Source organism: Pseudoalteromonas sp. 2CM37A (assembly GCF_023161885.1).
Taxonomy (GTDB): Bacteria; Pseudomonadota; Gammaproteobacteria; order Enterobacterales; family Alteromonadaceae; genus Pseudoalteromonas; species Pseudoalteromonas atlantica.
In genome coordinates this window covers 321,881-344,560 of sequence record NZ_JALNTJ010000003.1, presented here as the reverse complement: position 1 = coordinate 344,560, position 22,680 = coordinate 321,881, and the positions used below count along the sequence as shown (strand labels likewise).

Here is a 22,680-nt window from a genome sequence, read left to right as displayed (position 1 = left end):
GTTATTAAACGGGTTATAGATGACCCTATCGCTATTAAACAATCGAGGGAATTATGAGTAACAAGCAACTAATTAAAACACTAGGTATAGGCCTAGCCGCCGCATCAGCTGGCATGCTAACCAGAAAAAGTTTACAAAAGTCGTGGGAAAAGGTAACCAACGAGCCCGCCCCAAAAGACAAGCCAAGCGAGCATACAGATCTTAAAGAAGCCGTTACATGGGCAGTGGTATCTGGCATTGGTGCAGGCGTGGCAAGAATGGCCGTACATTATGTGCTCGACAAACGTAAATCTAAGTAAGCCAATAGCCACTAAAGTGCAACGTAAAAAAGCATAAAAAAAGGTGAAACTAAGTTTCACCTTTTTTATTACTTTAAACTAATTAGCTTTACGCGGTAGACACACTACTCGCGCCTGCATTTTTAAGTATTTCTTCAATCGCGCTTTTGTTATCGCTGTCGTACTTAACACCAATTAATATAGAGCCTTTTTCAATGGCGTCTTCGTAAAATTTAACTTCGTGCTCAGGAATAAACGCCCCAATAGCAGCGCCTAAACTTCCACCAACCGCAGCACCTGCACCGCCCGCTGCAAATGCAGCCACTAATGGGCCTGCTACTAATAAACCTGTACCACCGGTTGCCACGGTACCTACGGCAGTAAAACCGCCAACAATTGCAGCTATAATACCACCAGACGCTGCACCAACAATGCCGCCTTCAGCCGCTTTGGTTCCCTCGTCTAAGGCAAAGTCTTCCTTTGCGTATGAGTCATTGGCAACAATACTTATATCAGCTTCATTAATACCTAATGCTTCTAATCTATAAATAGCCAGTGTTGCTTGTGATGCGCTTTCAAATAACCCAGTAATAACCGTGCTCATAATAACTCCTTTATTTATTTAAAAAATACAGCTATTACTAAGCAAAACCTAAACCACTTAATTTATTACTATTAATCAATAAGTTAAATCACAAACCCAAACTACTGCTTTCATTTACACAGTAAATATTGCTAACTGTTGTAAAAAACTCCTACCACATAAATAAATGCACTAACGCTTAGCGCTTTTATATAACGCGTTAATAAACTCAATTACTTAGACCACGTAATTTCGGCTAATTGATTAGTAGCCGTTTGATGAATAATCAAGCCGTTATTGCCCATACGCATGTGCCTAATTAAGCCAGAGTAAACCCCTTCTTTACTGGGAATTTGCCAGCTTTGCATGGTTTGAGTTTTTAAATCAAACCTAACCAGCGTTTCGGGGCGCTTAGCCGACTCATTAAACCAAATAGCGTTATCGGCATACTCAATGGCATACGGGTGGCTGTTTTTACCGCTTGGGTTATCCCACTCGGTGATATTGCCGTTTTTAGGGTTATAGCGGCCAAGTTTACCCATACCAGAGTTTACATAAAACACCATATCATCAGGCGTAATAGCAAGGCGCCTAGTATGTGTTTTAGCACCTGGGAGTTTTATTTCGCTAAGCTCCATGGTGTTTTTATCAACTTTAACCAAACAGTTACTGCCATTACACGACACCCACGGCGTCCCGTTTGAATCAAGCTTTATACCATAAGGCCGCGAGCCTTTAGTGGGTAAAGTAGCCAGCTTAATATCGCCGCTTTTAGGGTTTAGCCTGCCAATCATGTTGCTGTGCTGCAGGGTAAACCAAAATATACCCGCATCATCAAACACGCCTGTATGCGGGTCACGGGCGTTTTTATCAGGCATTTTATACACTTTAAATTTTTCGGTTTTTAAATCTAAATACCCAACCGTGCCATTTTTATTACCTAAAAACCAAGGGGTTTGGTTTTTATCAAGCGATACACTGTGCGCATACGTACCACTTGGCAAAGTGTACTCTTTCATTTCACCGGTTTTAGGGTTTAACCTACCTAAAATATTGCCCCACTGGCCAACCCACCAAATAAGCCCGTTTTCACCTTGCACAGGGTCGCGAGCGCGTTGCCCAAGCGTAGGCACTTGCCAGTATTTAAAGCTAAGTTTTAAATCGCCTTTAACCACCGTTGACTCGCGCTTATTATTAACAGGGTAATGCTTGGCCAAATACGCGCTAATATCTTTACTAAGCGCAGTACCCTCGCCGGTATCAACCATATAGCTTATGAGTGTTTGCCAATCCGCTTGGCTATAACCCGCACTGCGCTCAAGGTTGTTTAAACTATGGCAACTAGCACAAAACTGCTCAACTAATACCCCAGGCTCGTTACTCAATACAGGTAACGGCACAGCTAAAACCCCTAGCGCAGCCATTACCGCAACGTGTTTATTAAATAAAAATCGATTTTTACGCATAACGCCCTCCCTTGTTTTTAATATTAAAGCATAGGGCGAAAGTGTTTACTATATGAGCACTTTTAGCTTTTAGCTTTTAGCTTTTAGCTTTTAGCTTTTAGCTTTTAGCTTTTAGCTTTTAGCTTTTAGCTTTTAGCAAAATGGTATTGTTTTTATTTTCGGTGTAAAAATCATTATTGTTGGAGGCGTAATAGTAGTTTAAATACGTTTTCCTGCTTAAAAACTAAAACAAACTCCCTCTACATGTAAAACCAAATAGTTCGGGCTTTCGGCCAACGCGCTGGCAAGCTAAGCGCCTACAATAAATAACATTGTGTTTAACTTTAGCTGTGGCTATTACATTGGCTGGGTGTTGGGTTTCGCTTCGCTCAAACCAACCTACAGTTGTTGCATAGCTACAAGCTTGCGTATAATGCCCGCATTCTGGCTGTATGTATTAGCCGCTAATTTGGATTTTAATAATGAAAAAACTCTCTGCAGTGCAAGTAAAACAACAAGCACTTGTGCTTAATGTTGCCGATAAACTAGAAGCACAAGGGCGCGAAGAAATCCCTGGTATGTTGCAGTGCTGGTTTGATGTGGAATATCACTTATTTCCAAGTTCACTACTTTTGTGTTTTCAGTTTGAAAACGAACAAGCTTTAGCAGCCGCAGAGCCTGATTTATTAAAATGGCAAAAGCGTTTAAGCGCCGCAATGCTTAAAAAAGGCGTGATTTTAAAAGATATGCGTAAACATTTAGTGTTTACTTTAAAAGGCCCTGATGATTAATAGGAAGGTTTTAAGTTAGCTAAGGGCTTAGCGTTGCCGCAAGCTTGATGAAACATAACGAAAAGCCGAAAATTCACAGCCTTTTACCATGCTATAGAAATAATTAACCCCTCGCAGGGCGCTGAGCTTACGGGTAGCGGGAGGGGTGTTGTTACGCGTAATTATAGAGCTTAAAAGTATAATTTCAAGATATTTATAGCTTGGCTGATATTGGCACAAAACGATGACTGAAATGCAAACCTAGGGCCTTAATTAATCATCAAAGATACTCAAATAAAACGCTTAAACTCATATGGCGCTCTTTATTCAAGCCACGGTGCATATTCACACCAATCGACGTCATTACTCGTTGTATAAGGTACAGTGCGAATGTGGAAATGGGGTCAAATCTTGACTTCAGACATCAAACAATCTCGAAGTTTTTCCAATTGTAATTTAACCTTTTCATCTTCTGTGGAAATGGGGTCAAATCTTGACTTCAGACATCAAACAATCTCGAAGTTTTTCCAATTGTAATTTAACCTTTTCATCTTCAACCATTAATTTATTCAACCTACCTACAGATTTCGATATCGCCGAATAATGCTCAACATTAAAAACAGCTGCTAATGCCTGCAAATTTAACCCCGTTAAATCTTGGCATAATTTAATAGCAAACCAGCGTGGTAAATTTTTCTCTTTTCGCCCCTTTTTAACCGTTATAATCTCATTAACCTCAACATTAAAGTATTGAGCTAAGTAAGCTATAACTTCATCTGCTGAGTGATTTTTACTAACAAGCTTTCTTTCGCTATCAGGCTTGGCAATGTAGTCTTTTATACTTTCAATAAAGTCCTCACAACCTAAAACCGACAATAACTTTTTAGCACTATAAAAAGCGCTTATTTCTTTATTATTTTCATATTCAACAAACTGTTTGTACGCAGCATATTTACGCTTTTTTCCTTGAAGCGAAAATATAAAGTCTCGAACTAACCATTTCGGTGTCGCCGCTTTTTTGATGAAGGCTGAGTAGCTAGACCATTTATAGTCAATGAGTTCATCGACTAGCGGTGTACTTGCTTCTATAGGGTTACGATGTATATAACGGCTAACATGGAGTAAGTAATTATCAGCATCCACCAACACCGCTTTGTAGCGACCTCTAAACAGTGCACCACCTGTATTATGGGTTCGGTTAAAGTATTGAGTATAAAGGCCATTAATATGTTTCATGGCTCGGCCTAAATTTGCATCAGGGGTTTTGATTAGCAGGTGGTAATGATTGGTCATTAAACAATAAGAATGTACTTCAATATTAAAGCGAAGGCTTGCTTGCTCAATACAATATAAAAAATACTTAAAGTCGTCATCGCTCAAAAAGGTATTTTCACGCCCTCTTCCACGATTCATCACATGGTAAAACGCATCCTCATACTCTATTCGCAGCGGCCTAGACATAATAATAAACTCAATGAGTAATAAACTATAAATCTAGACCTTTGATGTCTGAAGTCAAGATTTGACCCCTTTGATTCTCAATGAGTAATAAACTATAAATCTAGACCTTTGATGTCTGAAGTCAAGATTTGACCCCTTTGATTGACCCCTTTGATTCTGTGTTATGTGCTCTATTAAAGTATTGAGTATAAAGGCCATTAATATGCTTCATGGCTCGGCCTAAATTTGCATCCGGGGTTTTGATTAGCAGGTGGTAATGATTGGTCGTTAAACAATAAGAATGCACTTCAATATTAAAGCGAAGGCTTGCTTGCTCAATACAATATAAAAAATACTTAAAGTCGTCATCGCTCAAAAAGGTATTTTCACGCCCTCTTCCACGATTCATCACATGGTAAAACGCATCCTCATACTCTATTCGCAGCGGCCTAGACATAGCAGTTCACTCAATAAGCAGTAAACTATAAATCTAGACCTTTGATATCTAAAGTCAAGATTTGACCCCTTGTGTTCTTAACCTACTACTTAAAGTGATTGAATATTTTAGATGTCAGCTCAATGAAAATTTCCAGTATGCTTTAAGACTTAAACAGAGATTCAAAGTTGAACTCAAGTAAATTTACATACAGCATTTTTTAAATTTTTTGCCGCTATTACATGGGCAGAGTTCGTTTCTACCTATCTTTTTTCTTCTTTTGTTTTTTGCGTTAAAATCTATGTGCTTTTGCGGTTTGGGCAAATACCTTACAATTTCTCCCATCTTGGCAGAGTATTTCCACTCAAAATCTAAAGTAACACCAAATCTAAAAGAGCCGTCATCAGGGTGGAGACATAAGCCATGCCATTTACTAGCTTTAGAGGTATATTTTCTTCTTTCACAATGCTCACCCAATGATTTTAGTGCTAGCTCTTTAGGGTGAGCATTTGAATGAATGGTAAACCCACAATCCGGCTTATCAAAAAACAATGTCAAATCATGTGTTTTACCGTCCTTTCTGGATAGTAATGTAATTCTATCAATAGCTTTATTGATATCATGGATGGTGTCGCCACTAAGTGAAAGAAGTAAAAATGCGAAGTCTATTATATTGGTGTTTTCTTTCTGTTCGATCTGTTTAATAACGCGATCTATAGGTGTGCCTTCGTACTCAGTTAAAATGCCCTCAGGAGTATCATTGCCGGGAATGCCTCTTCTACGCACCATCATAGCTAAATCTAAGTCAGCACAAATATCATCTCCTAGCTGCATATAAGATAAGTCATCTTCAATCCAGAGGTTCCTTCTAAGGTGGTAAGACAATACGGTTAGCTCAAAAGAGGCATGTACTTGTTTGTTATATGTTGCCCTGCGATTTATATAGCCCAGAAAGTGAAGGGGTCTATTGAGCATTTCAGTTAGTGCATCTAAGAAAAACACATCCATTACATATGGTGGTAGAATTTCTTCGGAGACTTGTGTTTTGAGAAACTGGTTTGATTGAGTAAATAACGCAGGATAATGGTCTGATACCAAACAAGTAATATAAACCTCTTTTAATTTCTCCCTCCTTTCTACCAGTGTTCCATCTTCATGCTTTAGAGTATATCTATCTGGCTCCAGCATGAATTCAGCACAGGAATAACCTTGGTCATAAGCCGCTTGTACAGCCTTTTCAAAATCATTTTCTAGGTTACTTTTATTACCTTGTCTTGCTTGTAAAGTGAGCTTCTTAGACTTTGCTTGCAACACAATAGCTCTGTCTGCATATATAACCAAAACATCAACTTCTCCGGCAATGTTGCCATCAGAACCATAAATATTGATGTTCTTAAAAACATTCTTCTCACCAAAAACCTGAGTTAGTCGCTCATAAGCAAAGTCTTCAGTGAAGTCTCCTCTATTTTTTAATGCTGTAGACTTATACTTCGAGTCTTCTAAAAACCAAAAAAATGGTGTCTCATAAAATGCCTCAACTAAGGAGTAATATTGAAGTAATAAGAACTCCTCTTCATTTAACTTAATAATCGGATAAGCGTTAGTTATATTAAAACTGTCGATAGAGATATAGGTCTCATTTGAACCCGATGCCGTAAAGCTATTCAATACATTCTTAACGGTGTTGAGGTCATGTTTGCAGGCGTTAGCTACTTCTTTATAGGTAAATGTGAAGGCAGGTAAAAAAGTCCATTCTGACGGATCTTTTGCTACCATTTCTTCCATATTACGGTTTAAATGTTGATTTTGAATTTCCTCTAAGCAATAAATAACGTCATAAGCCTGCTGGAGCGTGTAGCCCCACTTCTTTTGAAAGAAATCGCTATCCTTCTCATATTTCTTCAAACAAAGATCTCTGTATTGAAAGTGGAATGCTGACTCGCCGCCATAAAAAATAGCTTCGCGTAACATTTCTCCACTACTAATCATTTCTCCCATTTTTTCCGGTTGAAATTGACCATTTTCAAACAGGTTTTCATGAGATGGCATCATAGAGACATGATACTCGTGCAAAAGCTTTTCAGCCTCTTCTGCGTATTTTTGTAAATCTTGCTGCGTGGGAATTTTGAAGTCTATTCCATGCTTAAATGCTAATCCAATAAGAGCTGATATTTCTGTTCGAACAAGTCGTTCCATTGAAAACTGCTGTAAAACATCTTCACTCTCAACACCTTTATCTAAATTGTATGAAAAGGTATTATCTCTATAGCAAAGATAAGCAATGGCGTGAACAAACCCAGAAGAAGCACACAACTCACTCAAATCTGTAAAAATAGCAGCTTCAGTTCTAACATCGTTATCGATCATAACATCCCTTTATTCGTATAATTTTTAATACGTTAGCGTTCTCTCTAGTGATGATATACCCTTAGCACTAAAAACACGAACACCTACTCTAACTTTTCGATGTTGCATTGCTCCTATTGTGATATGAGCACAACGTTATGCTCATATTTAATACCCTCCTAAACAAAAAAAGGTGAGCACGAAGCTCACCTTTTCTATTCTTGTTGTGTCACAAACTTAATTCTAAGTCACAAACTTTATTAAGCGTCGACAGTTCAAAAATTAATCGCGATAAGTCTCTACCGCTGGGCATGAACATACCAAGTTACGGTCGCCGTATACGTCATCTATTCGTGTAACGGTTGGCCAGAACTTGTCTTTTGCTACTGAAGGCACTGGGAATGCAGCGTAAAAACGGTCGTACGCGCGGTCCCATTCGTTACCTAACACGTCTGCTTGTGTGTGCGGTGCAAACACAAGCGGGTTGTTTTCGATTGACCATTCGCCAGAGATTACTTTGTCGATTTCGCCTTTGATTGACACCATAGCTTCGATAAAACGGTCTATCTCGCCTTTTGACTCAGATTCAGTTGGCTCAATCATTAACGTGCCCGCTACTGGGAACGACATAGTTGGTGAATGGAAGCCGTAATCTTGCAAGCGCTTAGCTACGTCCATTTCAGTAATGCCTGATTGCTCTTTAAGTGGGCGTAGGTCAACAATACATTCGTGCGCAACTCGGTTGTTACGGCCTCGGTATAAAATTGGGAAGTGCTGGCTTAACTCATGCGTTAAGTAGTTGGCATTCACAATCGCCATTTCGGTGGCTTGTTTTAAGCCCTCTGAGCCCATCATGGTAATGTAAGCCCATGAAATAGGTAAAATAGCGGCTGAGCCGTAAGGCGCTGCTGATACTGCACCGTTGTTAATGTTTGTGCCCGGTACGTTAATTACGCTGTGGTTTGGCATAAATGGCGCAAGGTGCGATTTAACACCAATTGGGCCTACACCTGGGCCACCGCCACCGTGTGGAATACAAAATGTTTTGTGCAAGTTTAAGTGCGATACATCTGAGCCAATAAAGCCTGGGCTTGTTACGCCTACTTGCGCGTTCATGTTTGCGCCGTCCATGTAAACTTGGCCGCCGTGCTCGTGCACAATGTCACAAATTTCGCGAATGGTTTCTTCGTAAACGCCGTGTGTAGATGGGTATGTGATCATAATACACGATAAGTTTTCAGACACTTCTTCAGCTTTCGCTTTAAGATCTGCCATGTCTACGTTACCGTTTTTATCGCAATCAACCACTACAATTTTCATGCTGGCCATTTGCGCAGATGCAGGGTTAGTACCGTGTGCTGAGCTTGGAATTAAACATACGTTACGGTGCGCATCGCCACGTGACTCGTGGTATTTACGAATAGCAATTAAGCCTGCGTATTCACCTTGTGCGCCAGAGTTTGGCTGAAGTGAAACGGCATCGTACCCCGTAATATTAACTAGCCAGTCGTGCAGCTCGTTAATCATTATTTGGTAACCTTCGGCCTGATCGAGCGGGCAGAATGGGTGCAAGTTTGCAAATTCAGGCCATGTAATTGGGATCATCTCAGCGGTCGCGTTTAGTTTCATGGTACATGAACCTAACGAGATCATTGAGTGGTTAAGCGCTAAATCTTTGTTTTCTAGGCGCTTAATGTAGCGAAGCATGTCTGTTTCGCTGTGGTAGCTGTTAAAGTTTGGATGCGTTAATACTTCGTCATCACGTACTAAACTAGCTGGAATAGAGTCGCTACCGTTTGCTTCAATATCGGCTGCAATACTATCTACGCTTAGGCCATGGCCTTCACCTAGTACAATATCAAATAGCTCAGCTACATCGGCGCGTGTTGTAGTTTCTGAAACCGAAATAGAGTATTCGCCGTCGTGGTTTGTGGCAAAGTTAACGCCTTTGGCAAGAGCACGTGCTATTACGTCGTCTTTGCTGTCGCTAACTACTGTTAGCGTATCAAACCAGGTGCTGTGTTTAAGTGCAATACCTTTAGCTTTTAGGCCAGCAGCTAAAATATCAGCAAAGCGATGTATACGCTGCGCGATAGTTTTTAAGCCTTGTGGGCCGTGGTACACCGCGTAAAACGCGGCCATGTTGGCAAGTAGTACCTGCGCTGTACAAATGTTTGAGTTGGCTTTGTCGCGGCGAATGTGTTGTTCGCGCGTTTGCATTGCCATACGGAGTGCGTCGTTACCTAAACGGTCTTTAGATACACCAATAATACGCCCTGGTAATGAGCGTTTGTATGCGTCACGCGTTGCAAAAAATGCAGCGTGAGGGCCGCCGTAACCCATAGGCACACCAAAACGCTGAGCCGAACCAAGTACTACGTCGGCACCTAATTTACCCGGTGCTTTTAATAGTAATAAGCTCATAATGTCGGCAGCAACACAGGCAATGGCCTTTTTGCTTTGTACGCCAGCAATTAGGTCGGTTATATCGACTACTTCACCTGTTGTAGATGGGTATTGGAAAAGTGCGCCAAAAATGTCGTGGTTAACGGCATCTTCTGCTTTACCTACAATGATTTCAAAACCAAACTGCTCAGCACGGGTGCTTACTACGTCAATAGTTTGTGTGTGTACGTCGTCGGCAATAAAAAAGGCATTGGCTTTTTTAGCTTTAGATACGCGTTTTGCAAGGCCCATAGCCTCAGCAGCAGCGGTTGATTCGTCAAGTAACGAGGCACTTGCTAAATCTAGGCCTGTTAAATCTAGGGTCATAGTTTGAAAATTTAGTAACGACTCTAAACGCCCTTGCGCAATTTCTGGCTGGTATGGCGTGTACGCAGTATACCAACCTGGGTTTTCTAGTACGTTACGTAAAATTACGTGCGGTACGTGCGTTGGGTGGTAGCCTTGGCCAATGTACGATTTGAAAACTTTATTTTTGCTTGCTACCGATTTTAAGTAGCTTAGTGTTTCAACTTCAGTACGGCTTTCGCCAACTGTTAATGGCTGCGCTAAGCGAATGCTTGCAGGTACAGTTTGGTCGATCAGCTCTTGCACACTTGATACTTCTAAAGCACTTAGCATATCGCTTACTTGTGCTGGGCTTGGCCCAATGTGGCGGCGAATAAAATCTTGCTTTTGCTCTAACTGTTCAAGAGATTTGGCGTTTGACATGCGTCTAGATTCCTATGATCCTAAATACTAACGGGTAATTAGTATTGATTAAAATATGTGATGATTTAATAACGTACTGTGTATGGGAAGTAGGCCGTTAAATCATAAAAGCCCCAAAAACTGTGAATGGGGCTTTTGTCATCTACTTAGAGTATTACTCTTCGTCGATTGTGTTAGCGTAGTCTTCTGCGCTAAGTAGGTTTTCAAGCTCTGACTCGTCAGTTGCTTTAATGCGGAATAACCAGCCGTCACCGTATGGGTCGTTGTTAACCGTTTCTGGTGCGTCTTCTAGCTCTTCGTTAATCGCTACAATTTCGCCGCCAACTGGTGCGTAAATGTCTGATGCAGCTTTAACCGACTCTGCTACTGCACAATCTTCGCCTGCATCTACTGCATCGCCTACTTCTGGTAGTTCTACAAATACCATGTCGCCAAGCAGCTCTTGCGCATGCTCAGAAATACCCACAGTAAATGTACCGTCACCTTCGTTGCGAACCCATTCGTGAGAAGAGGCGTATTTTAAATCGCTAGGGATATTGCTCATTATTTTGTTCCTTTGGTCTATATTGGGAGGATACCAATCACAGTAATTATTGTGATTGGTATAACCAAATTTTTAAATGATTGATTTGCCGTTACGTACAAAGCTAGGCTTTACTACTTTAACGTTAACTAATTTTTTGCGCATTTCTACTTGGGCTGTATCCCCTGTTGAACGCGGTACACGTGCAAGGGCTACACTAAAACCAAGTGTTGGTGAGAAAGTACCTGAGGTAATTACCCCTTCACCACCTTCAACAATTACTTTTGAGCCGCTACGCAATACGCCTTTTTCTTCAAGCACTAAACCAACAAGTTTATGGGTGCTTTTTTCGGCGCGTTGCTTAACAAGTACGTCACGACCAATAAAGTCACGATCTTCTGGTTCCCATGCAATAGTCCATGCCATGTTAGCTGCAAGTGGCGATACGCTTTCGTCCATATCTAGGCCGTAAAGGTTCATACCTGCTTCTAAACGTAGCGTGTCGCGTGCACCTAAACCGGCTGGCGCTACACCTGCATCTAGCAGTTGTTGCCATAAATCGGCTGCTTGCTCGTTCGGTACTACAATTTCGTAACCGTCTTCGCCAGTATAACCCGTTGTGGCAATAAATAAATCACCCACTTGTACGCCAAAAAATGGCTTCATGCCTTCAACGGCTGCTTGTTGCTCAGCATTTAAAAGTGTGGCTGTTTTTGCTTTTGCATTAGGGCCTTGCACTGCAATCATTGCAAACTCTGGGCGCTCAGTTACGGTTACTGTAAAGTCGGCAGATACTTTAGCTAAGTGAGCTAAATCTTTTTCGCGGGTGGCAGAGTTTACCACTAAGCGATAAAACGTTTCGCTAAAGTAGTAAATAATTAAATCGTCGATTACGCCGCCTTGCTCGTTAAGCATGCCCGTGTAAAGCGCTTTACCTGGTACGGTTAATTTTGCTACGTCGTTTGCTACTAACTTACGTAAAAATGCTTTTGCTTGTTCGCCTTCAATATCAACAATGGTCATGTGTGATACGTCAAACATACCCGCATCGGTACGCACTGCATTGTGTTCTTCTATTTGTGAGCCGTAGTTGATTGGCATTTCCCAGCCATGAAAATCAACCATTTTTGCGCCTGCTTCAAGGTGCTTAGCATGTAGTACAGTTTTAGAAGTCATAACATTCCTTCACTTTTAAATTAACCCTGTGCGGGCGTGGCTTAAATAGATTTAACTAAACAGGCAAACACGGTTATGTTTACCGGTTATTTTATGTATTAGGCAGCTTCGTTTTGCATTAGGGCAAAACCTTGTGCTTGTAAGTGCTGTTGCCATTTTTGTAGTTCTTGTTGCTTGGCGACTAACACAAAGTGCTGTTCGTCATTTTTATCTATGGCGGTAATAAATACTTCGCCGCTTTGCGCGCCATAGCATAGTTGTGGGTTTGATAAACGCAGCCCTGGCGTTAATTTAAACGCGCTAATTAAGGTATCAAATGCGTTTGCTCCACACAGCGCAAGAGTTGCAAGGTCGCTACGTAGTACATAATCAATATCAAAACGAAGTTGCTGCTCGTTTATCAGTGCTTGTAATTGCAAGCTTGCGCTGTGCGGTAATACAAATCTAAATGCGGTTTCGCTAAAGTAATAAACGGCAAAGCTGTAATCAGAATTTAAATCACCATCTAGCGTGCCTTTTAGGCCTAAGCCGCTGGCTGTAAGCTTTGTGAGATCTAACCCTAAAATAGTGCTTAAAAATACACTGGTTTCACTGCCACTAAAATCCATTACAACGAGGTTGTTATTTGCTTGCACTGCATTGGTAACTGCACTTGCAGCATTGCTGTGGCGGGCAAACATTATTGGGTTAAAAGTCATAACAAACACCTGTGTATTTTTGATACCAAAAGTATATTGCGCCACTGTGACAACAACAAATTGTAATTATTTATCAATTGATAAATAATACTTATATATGTAGCTATATAAATTGTAATTTTAAATATGAAAAACATATCAACCGACAGTTTGCGTACCTTTGTAATGGTTGTTGAGGTAGGTGGATTTGCAAAAGCCGGCGACCTACTGGGGTTATCGCAACCTGCGGTAAGCTTGCAAATTAAACGCCTTGAAGATTTACTCGGTTATAAATTATTTAAAAAACAGGGCCAGCGCCAAGTGCTTAATCAGTACGGTGAGCTACTTTTGCCTATGGCAAAACAAATGATGCAGTATAACGATGCTATTTTGCAGCAGTTCACCTCAGAGAGCATAACCGGTAAAGTGCGCTTGGGTATTCCTAGCGAATTTGCAGCACGTATTTTGCCCTCTATTATTGGTGATTTTGTCTCGCTTTATCCTGAGGTATCGCTGGAGGTTAAATCGCGTTTAAGTAAACATTTGCTGTCGGCCTCAAGGCAAGATCAATTTGATCTTGTTTTAGCGCTTAACGAGCGCCTTAATTCAGACAAGTTCCCTATTTTTATGCAAGACGAGCTAGTATGGGTGGGCGATTTAGCACAGGCAAAAAATGAGGTAGTAACCTTAGTCACCGCGCCCGAGGGCTGTATTTATAGGCGCCGCGCTACAGATGCACTTAAAAGTGCCAATATAAAATACCGAATTGTTTACAGCAATGCCGATTTAACCGGATTAATAGCCGCCATAAAAGAAGGCTTAGGTATTACTGTACTGGCTAAAAGTACGGTGCCAAGCGATCTTAATTTTCAGGCGCAAAGTAAATATTTACCAGCTCTTGGTAGCATAGGCATTAGCTTAATAAAAAGCGGCGGGGAGTCGGAACACGCAGTAGACAAACTCGCTGAGTTTATCGCATTACGTTTAGGCTATTAGTGCGCGTTGGCGATTTGGTTAACCTGTAAAATTACAAACTACGCTACATAAAAAACGCCGAGGTTAAACTAACCTCGGCGTTTTGTAAGCTAAACTTGGCGCTAACTAAAACCCTCATTTAAACCATTAAATAACGAATTTTGTCTATCGACACGTTTAGCTGCCTAAAAATAAATATATTAATTAAGCAACTGGATATTAGTTATTTACGTTACGTTGGCGTAGCACTTCAAATAAACAAATACCGGTGGCTACCGATACATTTAAGCTAGAAACACTTCCTGCCATCGGAATTTTAACTAACACGTCGCAATGCTCACGCGTTAAACGGCGCATGCCCTCGCCCTCTGCTCCCATTACTATTGCCATTGGCCCAGTAAGGTTTGCATCAAACACGTGGGTGTCTGTTTCGCCAGCGGTGCCCACAACCCATACGCCTGCATCTTTAATTTCGCGAAGCGTACGCGCCAGGTTTGTTACCTGAATAAGCGGTACGGTTTCAGCTGCGCCACAGGCTACTTTACGTGCTGTGCCGTTAAGCTTGGCCGACTTATCTTTAGGTACAATTATAGCGTGTACACCTGCTGCATCTGCGCTACGTAGGCAGGCACCTAAATTATGCGGATCGGTTATGCCATCTAGTACTAGTAAAAACGGCGTGTCTTCGCGAGCAATGATCTCATCTAAATCTTTTTCGTTGTAAACACGCGCAGCTTTTACATTGGCAATAATGCCTTGGTGCTGCTCATCGTTTGCTTTGTTATCTAGCGCTTTTCGCTGCATAAATTGTACAGAAATACCAAATTTACGTGCTTCATTAATAATCGGGGTTAAGCGCTTATCATCACGACCTTTTAGGGCATAAATTTCTAAAAAACGCTCTGGCTCTTTTGTTAAAATTGCTTCAACAGAGTGAAAGCCAAAAATTAATTCATTACTCACGTATTGTTTGCTCCTGGGCTATTACGTTTACGGGCATTTTTGCCTGGTCTTTTAGGCTTTTTAACTGCCTTTTTTTTCGGTTTTTTCTTAGCGGTGGTTTCAGCGGCTTTTTTTCCGGCTGGCTTTGCGCCAGACTTACCCGCTGGTTTGCCTTTGCTTTTACTGGCTGGTTTTTTACCAGCTTTGGGTTTTTCATCGCCTGATGTGTTTTTGCCAGGGATTTTACCCGCTTTAAGCTGCGATCTTACACTTGCTGCTGCATGGCTTGATTTACCGCGCCCTGCTCCTTTAGCTGAGCCACGGCGACGCGCGTATCTGTCTTGAGCCACATCACCACTGAGCGTTAAATTTATACGGCGCTCATCTAAACTTACCGAAGCAACTTGTACCGTTACTTTATCGCCAAGGCGGTAAACCGTATGTGTATGCTCGCCAATTAGGGTGTGTTTTGCACCATCATGATGGAAGTATTCATCACCTAAATTAGTAACATGGATCAGGCCATCAATTTGTAAGTCGTCTAGGCGTATAAATAAGCCAAAGTTAGTAACGGATGAAATAACCCCGTTAAACTCATCACCCACGTGGTCTTGCATAAACTCACATTTAAGCCAGTCGGCAACTTCACGCGTTGCGTCGTCTGCGCGGCGCTCGGTGGTTGAACACTGCTCACCTAGTTGGTCTACTTCATCATCGGTGTACGCGTATGCGCCCGATGTTTGCTGACCTTGTGCTTTTATTACCGCTTTAATTGCACGGTGTACCACTAAATCAGGGTAACGGCGAATCGGTGAGGTAAAGTGTGCGTACGCAGGCAGCGCTAAGCCAAAGTGGCCTATGTTGTCTGGCTGATAAACCGCTTGCTTCATTGAGCGAAGTAGCATGGTTTGAATAAGCTCGGCCTCTGGGCGGTCGCCTAAACGGGCTAACACTTGGGTAATTTCTTTCGGTGTAGGCTCATCACTTAATGTACTTTGAATGCCAAGCTCACTTAAAAACTGAGTAAAGTTACCTAGTTTTTCTTGATCTGGCTCATCGTGCACACGGTAAAGCGCACTGGCTTCGTGTTTTTCTAATAATTTAGCCGCCGATACGTTGGCTAAAATCATACATTCTTCAATCAATTTGTGCGCGTCGTTACGAACAACTGGCACAATTGATTCTATTTTACGGTGTGCGTTAAATACAAAACGCGTTTCGAGCGTTTCAAACTCAATAGCACCACGGGTTTGGCGCGCCGACTTAAGCGCCATATACATTTGCTGTAAGTCAGTTAAATGTGGCACAACGGGTGCGTATTCTTCGCGTAGTTTTTCATCGCCTTGTAAAATGGCATTTACTTTGGTGTAGGTTAAACGCGCATGTGAGTTCATCACCGCTTCGTAAAACTTATAACCCGAAAGCTTACCAGCGTCTGATACCGTCATTTCGGCCACCATACACAGGCGGTCTACTTTAGGGTTGAGCGAACATAAACCGTTCGACAACACTTTTGGCAGCATTGGAATTACTTGCTCAGGAAAGTACACTGAGTTACCGCGAGCAATCGCTTCTTTATTTAGCGGCGTGTTCATACCTACATAATGTGATACATCGGCAATGGCTACCCATAAGCGCCAGCCGCCAGATTTTTTACGCTCACAATATACGGCATCATCAAAGTCGCGGGCGTCTTCACCGTCTATGGTGACCAGTGGCAGGTCGCGTAAATCTACACGGCCTTGTTTGTCGGCTTCATCAACAAACTCACCTAAATGAGCAACTTGTTCTTCCACTTCTTCTGGCCAAACATGAGGAATATCGTGATTGCGCAGTGCCACCTCTATTTCCATACCTGGCGCTAAATGCTCGCCCAGTACGTCAATAATTTTACCTACCGCGTTCATGTTGCGGCTAGGATTTTGAGTGATTTGCACTTGCACCATTTGGTTATGGCGCGCGCCGTTTTCACTGCCTGGCAGAATAATAATATCTTGGGTAATACGTGGGTCTTCTGCTACAACAACTGCAATACCATGCTCAACAAAATAACGCCCTACAATAGGTGCGCGCTCGTTGGTAAGTACTTTAATTATGCGGGCATCACATTTTGAGCCTGAGCCACGTTTTGTGCCTTTAGCAAGTACGATGTCGCCGTGCAGCACCATGTTCATTTGATGCTTGGCTATAAACCAATCTTTGCTCTCACCTTCAACTTCTAAAAAGCCAAAACCGTCTCTGTGGCCAATTACTTTGCCTTTGGTTAAACCGGCTTCGTCAATTAGGGCGTAACATTTAAACTTATTAAAATACAATTGGCCATCGCGCTCCATGGCACGAAGGCGGCGCTTAAATGCAATTTGGCGTTCGGTATCGTTTACAGCTAATTCATCACAAAGTTGCGTGAAGTTAGCAGGTTTTGAACGCTCTTGAAGGTGAGTAAGTATAAACTCACGACTAGGGACTGGGTTTTCGTACTTTTCTTGTTCTCGGCTGAGATTTGGATCTTGGTTTGACATTCACTATCTTGTTAGTTGGTTATGTAGGTATTTTAACCCATATACGTAAAATGAGACAGGTAAAAGCGTATGAAACTTTTAATAAACCGCTTTAATAAGTAAAACATACGCTTAATGGCCTTAATCATCACTTAATATAAGCGCAATTATAACCAGCCTTTTTGCTTTGCAATACGCGCTGCATCTACGCGGTTAGTGGCATTGAGTTTTGCGATAGCATCGGATAAATAATTACGTGTTGTGCCTTCGCTTATAAACAGCTGTTTGGCTATGTCGCTTGTTTTTAAGCCATCGCTTGCAAGCTTAAGTGCTTTGCGCTCTTTATCGGTGAGCGGGTCTGCATCATCAAGCGCGTTAATGGCAAGCTCTGGGTCTATAACCTTTTGCCCTTGCATTACTTTTTTAAGTGCATTGATAAGCTCATCACTTGGTGCTTCTTTTAAAATGAAGCCTTTAACGCCTAGGGCGAGCGAGCGCCTAATATAACCAGCTCGCGAAAATGTGGTCATAATAACCATTTTAATGGTTGGGAACGTGGCCGCTATTTGCTCACTTAGCTCTATACCGCTCATGTGTGGCATTTCAATATCGGTTAAAATTATGTCTGGCAATGCCTCATCGGCCAGTGCTTTTATTGCATTAAGGGCATCTTGGCCGTTACTGGCTTGGCCTATCACTTCAATATTAAAGTCAAGGCTTAACAGTGCCCCTACAGCGTCGCGCACGAGTGCTTGATCTTCCACTAAATATACTTTGATCATTGTTAATCCTTAGCTGAAATTGGCAGCATTACGTTTAAAGTAAACTTCTCGCCACAGGTAAACGTGGCATGGCCATTAAGTTGCTCTGCGCGCTCTTTAATACCATTTAAACCGTTACCTGCGTTTAACGTGCTGCAAGGTGCGTTATCAACCACATTTATATGCAGCTGATGCTGTGTTTGCTCTATACTTATTTCGCCGTTTTTATTACTGCTATGGCGTAATAAATTAGTTACCGCTTCTTTAATTATAAGCCCTGCGATCCCTTCTACTTTAGGAGGCAAGGTATTTAATACAACATTAAAGTTAACGTTAAAGTCTTGCTCTATTAGCCTTTGTTTAAGCTGGGCTATTTGGCTTATTAAATTAAGTTGTTTTAAATCGCTTACGGCGTTTCTTACATCGCTAAGTAACTGCCTTGCTAGATCTGCTACTTGTGCTATTTCGTTATTGGCTTGTTCGTAGCGCTCTCCTTGATTTAGCTTATTAGCAAGCTCAGCTTTTAAAGCAATAGATGATAGTGAGTGGCCTAAAATATCGTGTAGGTCGCGCGCTATTCGTTCGCGCTCAGCAATGGCGGCCAATTGCTCTAGTTGGTTAGCGCTTTCTTGTTCGCGCTTTTTATGCAGGCGCTCTTTTTGAGTTGCTATGCCAAAGGCCAACAGCGCCCCTGAAATTAATAAAGTGCCGGCTAAAAAGTATTTTATGTTTGCTATATCTGCCAAGTAGGCGCTTAACGCCACCGTAAATATAAGGCTAAAAACGGCATATAATCTGCTTTTTTTAGCGTATGACTCACCAGCTATAAACGCGATAAAACCAAATAATGTAGAGGTACCTGTGGTATAAAATGTGGCGCTAAAACACACCACTAACATAATAACAAACAGCGTTGTTATACGCTTTGTTTCACAGTGCATGGCTTTTATGTAAAGCAAAATAAATACAATATAAAACGCCACGCTCATTACAATGGTATTGACTGGCAAGTTAGATAGATTAAAAAGAGTCGGAAGCAAATAAAACCCAGTAAAAATTAAAGGTGCGTATTCCCAAAACTTTTTATTACTGGGCTTTGAAAGCGTATTTGTTGTACTCATGCCAGAGCCCCTAGTTCATTGTTATTGCTTATAACATTATTTTTATTAATAAATATAAATAACACAAAAATACTAATGAGTATAAAGTAATCATTTATTGAAACACTAAAGCTAAGTGATTCTAAAAACTCGCTAATAGCGAGACTTATTAAAATTAACGTATTCATAGCCACCTCCCATTAAGATAAGTTAACTATGCCAAAGCCAAAAAATAATAAGAGTGTGAAATGTCATTAACTTTGCTGACATTTGTCATGTTTTTAAAATTTCATCCTGTGAGTTCGCACCCAGTGATAAGATAATAAAAAAAGGAGTTCTCATTTAAATGCAGCCACAACAGCAAAGCCTGATTTACTTACATATTGCCGTGTTACTTTTTGGGGGCACCGCCCTTTTTGCAAAGTTAATAGGGTTAAATGCAATTGATATTACGGTGTATCGTACCGCTATTGCTGGTATGGCAATATTGGCTATGCTGTACTTTCAAAAAAAACAAATTAAGTTAAATAAACCAAAAGATTACCTCATTGCGTTATTTTTAGGTGTGGCAGTAGGCATGCATTGGGTTACTTACTTTGCAGGCATGCAAATGGCGGGCGTAACTGTGGGTATGCTGGCTTTTTTTAGCTACCCAGTAATGACGGTATTTTTAGAGCCCTTGTTTAATAAAAGCAGGCCCCAAGCAAAAGATATTATAAGCGCAGCTGTGGTTGTATTAGGTATATATTTACTCGTACCCAGCGCAAATTTAGGCGACGATGTAACCTTAGGGGTTATTATGGGTGTGGTTTCGGCTTTGTTTTTTTCGATTAGAAATATTACCCATAAGCGTTTTTTTAGCCAGTATGGCGGCCCACAAACCATGTTTTATCAAACCTTAGTGGCAAGTGTTATGCTTTGCGCATTTATTAAGGTCCCTGTGTATGAGGTGAGTAACCACGACCTTATTTTAATTGCTGTGGCGGGTATTATTTTTACCGCTACACCGCACTCGCTGTTTGCAGCGAGTTTAAAGCACTTATCGGCAGCTACTGCGGGGTTAATTTCGTGCTTGCAGCCGCTTTACGGCACTTTGTTGGCTATTGTTATTATTCATGAGCGCCCAACGCTACTAACACTTATTGGCGGTGCACTTATAGTCAGTGCAGCCTGTTTTGAAACATGGTCTATTACTCAAAAGGCTAGAAAATGAAAATATTTGCGCACCGAGGGGCAAGCGGCAATTACCCAGAAAACACTAAAAGCGCTATTTTAGAAGCGTTAAATGTAGGGGTAGATGGCATTGAAGTTGATATTCAAAGTGCGCTTGATGACTATATGCTCATACACGACTCGTGGCTAGATAGAACCACCAGCGGGCACGGTAAAGTAAGCGACTTTACGGCGCAGCAACTTAGTCTGTTGGATGCCGGTAACGGCGAGCAAATCCCCACTCTACAGCAATTACTTGATTGGAATAACAATAAAACATTACTCAATATAGAGCTTAAACATACCTTTGAGCTGGAAAAGTTTGCCACTATTTTAAACAACAATATTGCTAAAGGCGTTATTACTAAAGGTAATATTTTAGTGTCGTCGTTTGATCACCATCAAATTCATTGGCTTAAAAATAGGTTACCGTGGTTACACATTGGCGCGTTAACCTCATCAATTCCATTAAATTATGCACAGTTTGCTCAACAGTTAAATGCGTATAGTGTTCATGTAGACAAAAGCTTTGTAAATAAAGCTTTTGTAGATGATGCCATAGCGCGAGGCCTGCAAGTTTATGCCTACACCGTAGATAGGCCAGAAGACATGGATTTTATGCTAAAAATTGGGGTGCATGGTATTTTTACTAATTACCCCGCTCGCTCTAAAAAATATTTAGCAAACATTATTACTTGAGTTAACGGTAACTTAGTCGATAATCTAGCTAGGGCGTGATGATCTTTGCGGATTGAAATTTGTTCAATCTAGGGGCGATTAAATCGCGGCGCGAGGCTTGTAACCTAGTGGGCTAAGTAAAAACCGAGTAAAGCTTCCGCGTCCTGCTCACGCCCCTTACCTACATCCATGTAGGCAACAAAGAGTTTATCGCCCTTAGGCAGAACCCAAAGGGCAGCGCATGTTTGGCATTTATGCAGCGTTATCGCCTATTTATGGGGAATAACCACACTTCATAGGCTTTGCCTTGCCTAAAAGCCAAACATACTGCTGCAAATTCAACCATCAAAGGTCAACACGCCCTAGATGGGTAAGCAATAAATGAGTGGTGTAATGCAATTTTATAATTATATTGAGCGAACATTTTTTTATACGCTTACGCGTAAAATAGTGGGTAATTTAAGCTTTGTTTTTTTGTTTCAGGCCATTACCTTATTTTGGTTATATCAAAGCTTAAGCGAGCAGCACAGTACTAGCGCATTTTGGTTGTTAACCTTAGTTATTGTAGCGGGCTTTGCCTTTACTATTTTTTATATGCGCTATTTAATAGTGCGCCCTGTAAAAGCTATGTGCGACACTTTAGTAAACATAAACCAGCAAGAGGCTAATTTAGCCGCCAACTTACCGCAATTTTCTTTTGACGAATTTAAAGAACTAAGTACGCAATATAACTTATTTACTAACCACTTAAGTGATTTACTAAGTACAACTCACGCCAGCGCTAAAGCCAGCGAGCAAAGTAATGTTGATGTAAATACCGCTATGCAAAATACGCAGCACTTAAGTGAGCAGCAAACTCAGCTAAGCCACAATATTATTAATGCGAGTAACCAAATAGTGCAAAGCTTAGAGGGCATAGTGAGCAATACCGACAGCGTGCATAGCGTTAACAGCGAGCACTTAGACTTTGTTAAGCTTTCGTCGCAAGAGCTTGCAAGCTTAGTTGATAAAGTGTCGCTTATTGGTACCTTGCTGCAAAGATTTTCTAAAACGGTGTCTGGCCTTAAAGAAAACAGCGAAAACATTCGCAGCATTTTAAAAATGGTTGAGGAGTTTTCGGATCAAACTAATTTACTGGCACTAAACGCTGCCATTGAAGCGGCACGCGCTGGCGAAGCTGGTAGAGGGTTTGCGGTTGTAGCTGATGAAGTACGTACATTATCGGTAAAAGTAAGTGGCGCAACCCGACAAATAAGCGACTTTATTAACCAAATGAATGAGCTGGTTAACGAAACCAACCAAGAAAGTGAGCAGTTAATTAGCCACTCAAGTACCGCACAAAGCGCCATTAGTAATACCTCTGAAGGGTTTAAAACAATGCTAAGCGAGTTTGAACAAAACCAACAGCAGCTACAGCAAATAGCGGATGCGGTGCATACGCTAGAGCAAGCGCAGCAGCACACTCACCAATCGGTAGAGCAAATTGTTACCTTAGGCGAGCAAGCTAAAAGCGCTATTGATCATGCGCTAAGTAATAGCCAGCAATCACATGCACTTAGCCAACAAACGCAACAGCAATTAAAGCGCTTTGTGCAATAAGCAATTACAAAACAAAAGCCGAGCGCTGTATTGCCTTAATATTTTAACTGGCAACATTCAACAGCGC

The 22,680-nt window shown here is 41.4% G+C and carries 20 protein-coding genes; 6 read left to right on the top strand and 14 right to left on the bottom strand.

From position 1 onward, the window contains the following. Positions 1–53 precede the first annotated feature (53 nt). A complete protein-coding gene (locus MTF68_RS08950) occupies positions 54–299 on the top strand; it encodes a DUF4235 domain-containing protein (protein ID WP_004587585.1) in 246 nt (81 codons plus the stop codon). Between the two features lie 88 nt (positions 300–387). Here the strand turns inward: MTF68_RS08950 and MTF68_RS08945 are convergent, their stop codons facing one another. Further along, positions 388–882, bottom strand: a complete 495-nt coding sequence (locus MTF68_RS08945) for a hypothetical protein (protein WP_004587586.1) — start codon at positions 880–882, stop codon at positions 388–390. A 212-nt stretch (positions 883–1,094) separates the two neighbouring features. Further along, positions 1,095–2,327 (bottom strand): cytochrome C, encoded by a 1,233-nt coding sequence (locus MTF68_RS08940; RefSeq protein ID WP_248462258.1) that lies wholly within the window; start codon positions 2,325–2,327, stop codon positions 1,095–1,097. Between the two features lie 461 nt (positions 2,328–2,788). On the opposite strand from MTF68_RS08940, the gene MTF68_RS08935 reads away from it, so the two are divergent. Continuing rightward, positions 2,789–3,097: a hypothetical protein gene (locus MTF68_RS08935; protein WP_004587588.1), complete on the top strand. Its 309-nt coding sequence runs from the start codon at positions 2,789–2,791 to the stop codon at positions 3,095–3,097. Between the two features lie 465 nt (positions 3,098–3,562). Here the strand turns inward: MTF68_RS08935 and MTF68_RS08930 are convergent, their stop codons facing one another. The 7 genes from MTF68_RS08930 to MTF68_RS08900 all read right to left on the bottom strand — a co-directional run bounded on the left by MTF68_RS08930 (position 3,563) and on the right by MTF68_RS08900 (position 12,869). Next, positions 3,563–4,537: a transposase gene (locus MTF68_RS08930; protein ID WP_282448241.1), complete on the bottom strand. Its 975-nt coding sequence runs from the start codon at positions 4,535–4,537 to the stop codon at positions 3,563–3,565. Between the two features lie 121 nt (positions 4,538–4,658). Then, complete coding sequence (locus tag MTF68_RS08925; protein ID WP_248462257.1) at positions 4,659–4,973, bottom strand: transposase; 315 nt, start codon at positions 4,971–4,973, stop codon at positions 4,659–4,661. A gap of 183 nt (positions 4,974–5,156) precedes the next feature. Next, positions 5,157–7,319, bottom strand: a complete 2,163-nt coding sequence (locus MTF68_RS08920) for an SEC-C domain-containing protein (protein ID WP_248462256.1) — start codon at positions 7,317–7,319, stop codon at positions 5,157–5,159. Between the two features lie 261 nt (positions 7,320–7,580). Next, positions 7,581–10,472, bottom strand: coding sequence for an aminomethyl-transferring glycine dehydrogenase (gene gcvP, locus MTF68_RS08915; protein ID WP_248462255.1), 2,892 nt, complete (start codon positions 10,470–10,472; stop codon positions 7,581–7,583). 154 nt (positions 10,473–10,626) lie between these two features. Beyond that, positions 10,627–11,016 carry a glycine cleavage system protein GcvH gene (gene gcvH / locus MTF68_RS08910; RefSeq protein WP_004587592.1) on the bottom strand — a complete coding sequence of 130 codons (390 nt, stop codon included), beginning with the start codon at positions 11,014–11,016 and terminating at the stop codon, positions 10,627–10,629. A gap of 72 nt (positions 11,017–11,088) precedes the next feature. Next, the gene (gcvT, locus tag MTF68_RS08905; protein ID WP_004587593.1) at positions 11,089–12,171 is read right to left on the bottom strand and encodes a glycine cleavage system aminomethyltransferase GcvT; all 1,083 of its coding nucleotides are present in this window, start codon (positions 12,169–12,171) and stop codon (positions 11,089–11,091) included. Between the two features lie 98 nt (positions 12,172–12,269). Beyond that, positions 12,270–12,869 carry a hypothetical protein gene (locus tag MTF68_RS08900; RefSeq protein WP_004587594.1) on the bottom strand — a complete coding sequence of 200 codons (600 nt, stop codon included), beginning with the start codon at positions 12,867–12,869 and terminating at the stop codon, positions 12,270–12,272. 126 nt (positions 12,870–12,995) lie between these two features. Here MTF68_RS08900 and MTF68_RS08895 point away from each other — a divergent pair, with 126 nt between their 5' ends. After that, positions 12,996–13,844 carry a LysR family transcriptional regulator gene (locus MTF68_RS08895; RefSeq protein ID WP_054982828.1) on the top strand — a complete coding sequence of 283 codons (849 nt, stop codon included), beginning with the start codon at positions 12,996–12,998 and terminating at the stop codon, positions 13,842–13,844. Positions 13,845–14,042: 198 nt separating this feature from the next. On the opposite strand, the gene rlmB is transcribed toward MTF68_RS08895, so the two are convergent. The 5 genes from rlmB to MTF68_RS08870 all read right to left on the bottom strand — a co-directional run bounded on the left by rlmB (position 14,043) and on the right by MTF68_RS08870 (position 19,312). Further along, on the bottom strand, positions 14,043–14,786 hold the full coding sequence (rlmB, locus tag MTF68_RS08890; protein WP_004587596.1) for a 23S rRNA (guanosine(2251)-2'-O)-methyltransferase RlmB: 744 nt from the start codon (positions 14,784–14,786) through the stop codon (positions 14,043–14,045). After that, positions 14,783–17,284, bottom strand: a complete 2,502-nt coding sequence (rnr, locus tag MTF68_RS08885) for a ribonuclease R (protein WP_248462254.1) — start codon at positions 17,282–17,284, stop codon at positions 14,783–14,785. Before rnr ends, rlmB begins: the two co-directional genes overlap by 4 nt. 146 nt (positions 17,285–17,430) lie before the next feature. Continuing rightward, entirely contained in the window at positions 17,431–18,045 is a 615-nt protein-coding gene (locus tag MTF68_RS08880) for a response regulator transcription factor (RefSeq protein ID WP_004587598.1), read from the bottom strand. Between the two features lie 2 nt (positions 18,046–18,047). Beyond that, positions 18,048–19,145, bottom strand: coding sequence for a histidine kinase (locus MTF68_RS08875; protein WP_248451247.1), 1,098 nt, complete (start codon positions 19,143–19,145; stop codon positions 18,048–18,050). Then, positions 19,142–19,312 (bottom strand): hypothetical protein, encoded by a 171-nt coding sequence (locus tag MTF68_RS08870; RefSeq protein ID WP_024033282.1) that lies wholly within the window; start codon positions 19,310–19,312, stop codon positions 19,142–19,144. Before MTF68_RS08870 ends, MTF68_RS08875 begins: the two co-directional genes overlap by 4 nt. 158 nt (positions 19,313–19,470) lie before the next feature. Here MTF68_RS08870 and MTF68_RS08865 point away from each other — a divergent pair, with 158 nt between their 5' ends. The 3 genes from MTF68_RS08865 to MTF68_RS08855 all read left to right on the top strand — a co-directional run bounded on the left by MTF68_RS08865 (position 19,471) and on the right by MTF68_RS08855 (position 22,613). Next, positions 19,471–20,337 (top strand): DMT family transporter, encoded by an 867-nt coding sequence (locus MTF68_RS08865; RefSeq protein WP_024033283.1) that lies wholly within the window; start codon positions 19,471–19,473, stop codon positions 20,335–20,337. Further along, positions 20,334–21,035, top strand: coding sequence for a glycerophosphodiester phosphodiesterase family protein (locus tag MTF68_RS08860; protein ID WP_055252750.1), 702 nt, complete (start codon positions 20,334–20,336; stop codon positions 21,033–21,035). Before MTF68_RS08865 ends, MTF68_RS08860 begins: the two co-directional genes overlap by 4 nt. A 360-nt stretch (positions 21,036–21,395) precedes the next feature. Further along, complete coding sequence (locus MTF68_RS08855; RefSeq protein ID WP_248462253.1) at positions 21,396–22,613, top strand: methyl-accepting chemotaxis protein; 1,218 nt, start codon at positions 21,396–21,398, stop codon at positions 22,611–22,613. Positions 22,614–22,680 lie beyond the last annotated feature (67 nt).

Excerpts from the sequence above, each read along its gene's own strand:
- MTF68_RS08900 (WP_004587594.1), bottom strand. The coding sequence starts at position 12,869 with ATGACTTTTAACCCAATAATGTTTGCCCGCCACAGCAATGCTGCAAGT.
- MTF68_RS08865 (WP_024033283.1), top strand. The coding sequence starts at position 19,471 with ATGCAGCCACAACAGCAAAGCCTGATTTACTTACATATTGCCGTGTTA.
- MTF68_RS08925 (WP_248462257.1), bottom strand. The coding sequence starts at position 4,973 with ATGTCTAGGCCGCTGCGAATAGAGTATGAGGATGCGTTTTACCATGTG.
- MTF68_RS08930 (WP_282448241.1), bottom strand. The coding sequence starts at position 4,537 with ATGTCTAGGCCGCTGCGAATAGAGTATGAGGATGCGTTTTACCATGTG.
- MTF68_RS08940 (WP_248462258.1), bottom strand. The coding sequence starts at position 2,327 with ATGCGTAAAAATCGATTTTTATTTAATAAACACGTTGCGGTAATGGCT.
- MTF68_RS08935 (WP_004587588.1), top strand. The coding sequence starts at position 2,789 with ATGAAAAAACTCTCTGCAGTGCAAGTAAAACAACAAGCACTTGTGCTT.
- MTF68_RS08945 (WP_004587586.1), bottom strand. The coding sequence starts at position 882 with ATGAGCACGGTTATTACTGGGTTATTTGAAAGCGCATCACAAGCAACA.
- MTF68_RS08880 (WP_004587598.1), bottom strand. The coding sequence starts at position 18,045 with ATGATCAAAGTATATTTAGTGGAAGATCAAGCACTCGTGCGCGACGCT.
- gcvT (WP_004587593.1), bottom strand. The coding sequence starts at position 12,171 with ATGACTTCTAAAACTGTACTACATGCTAAGCACCTTGAAGCAGGCGCA.
- MTF68_RS08870 (WP_024033282.1), bottom strand. The coding sequence starts at position 19,312 with ATGAATACGTTAATTTTAATAAGTCTCGCTATTAGCGAGTTTTTAGAA.
- gcvH (WP_004587592.1), bottom strand. The coding sequence starts at position 11,016 with ATGAGCAATATCCCTAGCGATTTAAAATACGCCTCTTCTCACGAATGG.
- MTF68_RS08860 (WP_055252750.1), top strand. The coding sequence starts at position 20,334 with ATGAAAATATTTGCGCACCGAGGGGCAAGCGGCAATTACCCAGAAAAC.
- MTF68_RS08895 (WP_054982828.1), top strand. The coding sequence starts at position 12,996 with ATGAAAAACATATCAACCGACAGTTTGCGTACCTTTGTAATGGTTGTT.
- MTF68_RS08875 (WP_248451247.1), bottom strand. The coding sequence starts at position 19,145 with ATGAGTACAACAAATACGCTTTCAAAGCCCAGTAATAAAAAGTTTTGG.
- rnr (WP_248462254.1), bottom strand. The coding sequence starts at position 17,284 with ATGTCAAACCAAGATCCAAATCTCAGCCGAGAACAAGAAAAGTACGAA.
- gcvP (WP_248462255.1), bottom strand. The coding sequence starts at position 10,472 with ATGTCAAACGCCAAATCTCTTGAACAGTTAGAGCAAAAGCAAGATTTT.
- MTF68_RS08950 (WP_004587585.1), top strand. The coding sequence starts at position 54 with ATGAGTAACAAGCAACTAATTAAAACACTAGGTATAGGCCTAGCCGCC.
- MTF68_RS08920 (WP_248462256.1), bottom strand. The coding sequence starts at position 7,319 with ATGATCGATAACGATGTTAGAACTGAAGCTGCTATTTTTACAGATTTG.
- MTF68_RS08855 (WP_248462253.1), top strand. The coding sequence starts at position 21,396 with ATGAGTGGTGTAATGCAATTTTATAATTATATTGAGCGAACATTTTTT.